The following is a 5,194-nucleotide window of genomic DNA, read 5'->3' as shown; positions in this document are numbered from 1 at the left end:
GCAGGTAGGGCTCGACGCGGGCGCATGGCGCCAGGCGCAGGCGGGGGTCCAAGGCCCCCACGCTCACTTCCATGCGCAGCGGCATGCTGGCCGTGCCCGACTGGCCGCGCTGCAGCGCATCGTCCAGCCAGCGCTGGGTGATTCCTCCCAGTTCCGCCGCCGGTTCGGCCACGGCCTGGGCCCGCAGCGCCGCGGCGGGCAGGGCAAAGGCCGCCGCCAGAGCGGCCATCCGGGCCAGGCGCAGGGTGGGAAGGAATCGGGGAGCGGTGGTGTGTGACATGGGAAAGCCTCCTGTGGCGGGGAATGCGCCGCCCAACAGGGAAGGCCATTCGACCCCTGGCACTTTAGGGCCGGCCGGCGCGCACGAAGCACCGAACTGCGCGCCAATCGCCGCGTTCTTCGCGCTTTAGAAAAACCGGCCCATTTCCATAATCGAACCCACGCCGGAACCCCTCTTTTCCCCGGCCAGGACCCAACGCTTTGCGAGGCTGACATGCTCAACAAGATGACTGAAAGGCTGGATTTCCACGGCAACGCGCTTTTGCTGCGTGCCGAGCGCCAGCGTGCCATCGCGAGCAACATCGCCAACGCCGACACGCCGGGCTACGTGGCCCGGGACTTCAATTTCGCCGACGCGATGCGCGACGCGACCGGCGGCGGCTCGACCACGCTGAGCACCGGATCGGGGTCGACCATGTCCCTGGCCACCGGCCAGCGCCAGCAAAGCGCCACCGACCCGCGCCACATTCCGCTGCCGGCCGCCACGACGGGCATGGGATCGGGCAGCACGCTGGGCTACTCGGTGCAGACCCAGCCCAACCTGGACAACAACACGGTGGACCTCGATCGCGAGCGGGCCGCCTTCGTGGACAACGCCGTGCGCTACGAAGCCACGCTGCGGTTCATCAACGGCAACGCCAAGACGATGCTGAGCGCCATCCAGGGCCAGTAAGCGCCGCAACGCCCCCACCCACGGAAAGCGGAAACCGCCATGTCCATGTTCTCCATCTTCAACGTCTCGGGCAGCGCCATCAGTGCGCAGTCGCAGCGGCTCAACGTGGTGGCCAGCAACCTGGCCAACGTCGAGGCCGTGGCCGGCCCGGACGGCCAGGCCTACAAGGCGCGCCAGGTGGTGTTCCAGACGGCGCCGATGGGCGCCGAGAGCGCCGCCGGCGTGCGGGTGAGCGCCATCAGCGAGAGCAACGCGCCCGGCAAGCGGGTGCACGACCCGAGCCACCCGTCCGCCGATGCGGAGGGCTACGTCACCCATTCCAACGTGAACGCGGTGGAGGAGATGGTCAACATGATCTCTGCCTCGCGTTCCTACCAGAACAACGTCGAGGTCATGAACACGGCCAAGTCGCTGCTCCTCAAGACCCTGCAGATGGGCCAGTAACTTTTCGGGAAGAACCTCGCCATGATCCTCAATCCCATCGGCTCCACCGCCACCGTGAATTCGGGCACCAGCGCCAATTCGGCCACCGACCCCAACGCCGCGCAGGACCGCTTCCTGAAGCTGCTGGTCGCGCAGTTGAACAACCAGGATCCGATGAATCCGATGGACAACGCGCAGATGACCTCGCAGATGGCGCAGATCAACACCGTCACCGGCATCCAGACGCTGAACCTGACCATGCAGACCATGGCCGAGCAGTTTTCCACGATGCAGACGCTGCAGGGCACGGCCATGATCGGCCGCTCGGTGCTCGCGGAAGGCTCCAAGATGACCTACACCGACAGCACGGGCAAGGGCTACTTCGAGCTGGCCGGCGCGGCGACCAGCACCAAGGTCGAGGTCGTCACGCCCGGCGGCGCCGTCGTCGGCACGGTGGACATGGGCGCGCAGGACAAAGGCCGCCACGAGTTCGAGTTCGACGCCAGCAAGTACGCGGGCAACAAGAGCGACCTGCAGTTCCGCGTGGTCGCCTCCACCAAGGACGGCACCGTGCAGTCCACGGCGCTCATGCAGGCGAAGGTGGTGGGCACCGGCTCCAACAGCGGCGCGCTGACGCTCGACCTGGACACCGGCAGCACCGTCAACTACAGCCAGATCAAAGCGGTGCTCTGACCGGCACTCCCTTCCCACCTATCCACGCGCTTTCCTTCTTCCTCTCAGGAGAACACCATGAGCTTTCAGCAAGGCCTGTCCGGCCTCAACGCCGCCAGCAAGAACCTGGACGTGATCGGCCACAACATCGCCAACTCCAACACGGTGGGCTTCAAGGCCTCCCGCGCCGAGTTCGCTGAAATGGTGGCCTCGGCCATCGGCTCCGCGGGGGGAACCAACGCCGGCATCGGCGTGGAGACCGCCGACGTGGCGCAGCAGTTCAACCAGGGCAACCTGTCGATCACCGGCAACAGCCTGGATGTGGCGATCAACGGCGACGGCTTCTTCAAGCTGCAGCAGCCCGACGGCACCAATGCCTATACCCGTGCGGGCAATTTCAAGCTCGACGACCTGGGCAACGTGGTCACCAACAGCGGTGCCAAGGTGATGGGCTACACGGTGGACCCGGCCACGGGCCTGCGCACGGCCAGCAACGCCACGCCGCTGTCGTTCCCCACCTCGCAGCCGATCCCGGCCAAGCAGACCACGTCGATCACCGCATCGTTCAACCTCGACGCGCGCGCGCCGGACGCCGCGGGCGACTCCACCGCCACGCCGCCCGTGCCCGCCACGCCGCGCGCCACCTACGGCACCTCGATCAACGTCTACGACAGCCAGGGCGTCGCCAAGCCGGTGAGCCTGTACTTCCAGAAGAACGGCGCCAACACCTGGGACGTGTACGACAAGCTGGACGATCCCACGGCGACGCCGCCCGTGGTGGCCGCGCCCGTCGGCCAGATCACCTTCGACAACAACGGCAAGATCACCGCGCCCGCGGCGACCCCGCCCGCCACCGGCTTTCAACTGCCGCTCACGATCTCGCCCACGCCACCCAATCCGAACAACCTCACGGACTACAGCGTGAACGTGAAGCTGGACGGCGTCACGCAGTTCGGCACCAAGTTCGCCGTGTCCGACCTGTCGCAGGACGGCTACACCGCCGGGGAGCTGACGGGCATCAACATCGAAAACAACGGCATGGTGATGACGCGCTACTCCAACGGCGTGACGCGCGCCGAGGGGCAGCTGGCGCTGGCCAGCTTCCGCAACACGCAGGGCCTGGCGTCCATCGGCAACAACAACTGGGCCGAAACCTTCGAATCCGGCCAGGCCGTGATGGGCGCGCCCACCGACGGCAAGTTCGGCGCCCTGCGCTCCGGCGCGCTGGAAGACTCCAACGTGGACCTGACGGCCGAGCTGGTGAACATGATGACGGCGCAGCGGGCCTACCAGGCCAACGCGCAGACCATCAAGACGCAGGACCAGGTGATGTCCACGCTGGTCAACCTGCGCTGATCCTTTTCCTGAACCCCACCCCTACCGACTGAGACGCCTGCGCGAGACCCTCCATGGACCACATCATCTACACCTCGATGACGGGCGCCAGCGCTGCCGCGCAGCGCCAGTCGGTGCTGGCCAACAACCTGGCCAACGCCTCCACGAACGGCTTCCGGGCGGAAATGTCCACCTTCCGCGCCGTGCCGGTGCAGGGCGACGGCGCCAAGACCCGCGTGTTCGCCCTGGAGGCGACCTCGGGCCACTCCGAAGCGTCCGGCCCGGTGCAGCGCACCGGCCGCAACCTGGATGCCATGGCGGTGGGCAATGCCTGGTTCGCCGTGCAGGGGCTCGACGGCACCGAGGCCTACACCCGCAACGGCAGCCTGGAAGTCTCGGCCACGGGCCAGCTGCTCACGAGCAACGGCCTGACCGTGCTCTCAGACGGTGGAGGCCCCATCGACGTGCCCCAGGGCGCGGAGATCGCGCTGGGCTCGGACGGGACCATCACCGCCAAGGTCGGCAGCCAGCGCCCCGCAGCCGTGGGGCGCCTGAAGCTGGCCACGCCCACGCTGGAAGACCCGCTCAAGCGCGGCGACGACGCCCTGTTTCGCACCACCTCGGGCGATCCGCTGCCCAGCGATCCCAATGCCCGCATGCTGTCCGGCGCGCTGGAAGGCTCCAACGTGAATGCCGTGGAGAGCATGGTCGGAATGATCGCCGCCTCCCGCCAGTTCGAGGCGCAGCTGCGCCTGCTGCAGACGGCCGAGACCAACGACAAGTCGGCCAGCCAGCTGCTGAGCCTCAACGGCTGACCGCCGAGCCCGACGCAACCGCCTCCCCAAAGGAACCGCCATGATCAATTCCCTGTGGATCGCCAAGACCGGCATGTCCGCCCAGCAAACCCAGCTGGATGTCATCTCGCACAACCTGGCCAACGTCTCCACCAACGGCTACAAGCGCAACAACGCGGTCTTCGAAGACCTGATCTACCAGAACCAGCGCCAGGTCGGCGCGCAGACCACCGAGCAGAACCAGTTGCCCACCGGCCTGCACCTGGGCCTGGGCGTGCGCACGGTGGCCACCAGCCGCAACTTCACGCAGGGCAGCCTGCAGCAGTCCAACAACAACCTGGACGTGGCGATCAACGGCAACGGTTTCTTCGAAATCACCCAGCCCGACGGCACCATCGGCTACACCCGAGACGGCTCGTTCCAGCTGGACGCGCAGGGCCGCATGGTCACCTCCAGCGGCCTGCCGGTGGCCAACGGCATCACCGTGCCCGCCAACGCCACGGCCATCAGCATCAGCACCGAGGGCGTGGTCTCCGCCACCGTGCCGGGCAGCACCGCGCCCCAGCAGCTGGGCAGCATCGCGATGGCCAGCTTCATCAACCCGGCCGGCCTCGAGCCCATCGGGCAAAACATGTACAAGGAATCGGCCGCGTCCGGCCAGCCCCAGCAGGGCACGCCGGGCACGAACGGCCTGGGCTACATGCGCCAGGGTTTCCTCGAAACCTCCAACGTGAACGTGGTGGAAGAGCTGGTGACCATGATCCAGACCCAGCGCGCCTACGAAATGAATTCCAAGGCCATCCAGACATCGGACCAGATGCTGGCCAAGCTCGCGCAGCTTTGAAGCGCAACGCCGACCGTTCCCACGAAGAACGCCCACGCCCCCACCGCTTGTTGCAGGATTCCGCCATGCGTACCGCCTCCTTCCTCCGCTCGTCCCCCCTGCCGGCGCCGTCCGCGCGCCTGGCCGCCGTCGCCGGCCTCGTGCTGCTGTGCACCGGCTGCGCCACGCTGTCGC

The 5,194-nt window shown here is 67.4% G+C and carries 6 protein-coding genes and 1 pseudogene; 6 read left to right on the top strand and 1 reads right to left on the bottom strand.

Features of this window, described 5'->3' with window-relative positions:
• Positions 1–280, bottom strand: a pseudogene (locus AC27IQ_RS18645) (flagellar basal body P-ring formation chaperone FlgA); the annotation flags it as partial.
• 213 nt (positions 281–493) lie between these two features.
• Here AC27IQ_RS18645 and flgB point away from each other — a divergent pair.
• The 6 genes from flgB to flgG are packed head-to-tail and all read left to right on the top strand — an operon-like array spanning position 494 to position 5,020.
• Positions 494–952, top strand: coding sequence for a flagellar basal body rod protein FlgB (gene flgB / locus AC27IQ_RS18640; protein ID WP_272565438.1), 459 nt, complete (start codon positions 494–496; stop codon positions 950–952).
• 39 nt (positions 953–991) lie between these two features.
• Positions 992–1,396 carry a flagellar basal body rod protein FlgC gene (gene flgC, locus AC27IQ_RS18635; RefSeq protein WP_272565439.1) on the top strand — a complete coding sequence of 135 codons (405 nt, stop codon included), beginning with the start codon at positions 992–994 and terminating at the stop codon, positions 1,394–1,396.
• Between the two features lie 21 nt (positions 1,397–1,417).
• Positions 1,418–2,068, top strand: coding sequence for a flagellar hook assembly protein FlgD (locus AC27IQ_RS18630; protein WP_272565440.1), 651 nt, complete (start codon positions 1,418–1,420; stop codon positions 2,066–2,068).
• 57 nt (positions 2,069–2,125) lie between these two features.
• Positions 2,126–3,403 (top strand): flagellar hook protein FlgE, encoded by a 1,278-nt coding sequence (flgE, locus tag AC27IQ_RS18625; RefSeq protein WP_284407501.1) that lies wholly within the window; start codon positions 2,126–2,128, stop codon positions 3,401–3,403.
• A gap of 53 nt (positions 3,404–3,456) precedes the next feature.
• On the top strand, positions 3,457–4,197 hold the full coding sequence (gene flgF, locus AC27IQ_RS18620; protein ID WP_272565443.1) for a flagellar basal-body rod protein FlgF: 741 nt from the start codon (positions 3,457–3,459) through the stop codon (positions 4,195–4,197).
• A 40-nt stretch (positions 4,198–4,237) separates the two neighbouring features.
• Positions 4,238–5,020, top strand: a complete 783-nt coding sequence (gene flgG, locus AC27IQ_RS18615) for a flagellar basal-body rod protein FlgG (RefSeq protein WP_284427267.1) — start codon at positions 4,238–4,240, stop codon at positions 5,018–5,020.
• Positions 5,021–5,194: the final 174 nt, after the last annotated feature.

The sequence above is a fragment of the Acidovorax sp. KPB24-07 genome (genome assembly GCF_057543315.1).
Note: the sequence above shows the minus strand (reverse complement) of the source record. Positions and strands in the feature narration are given on the sequence as shown.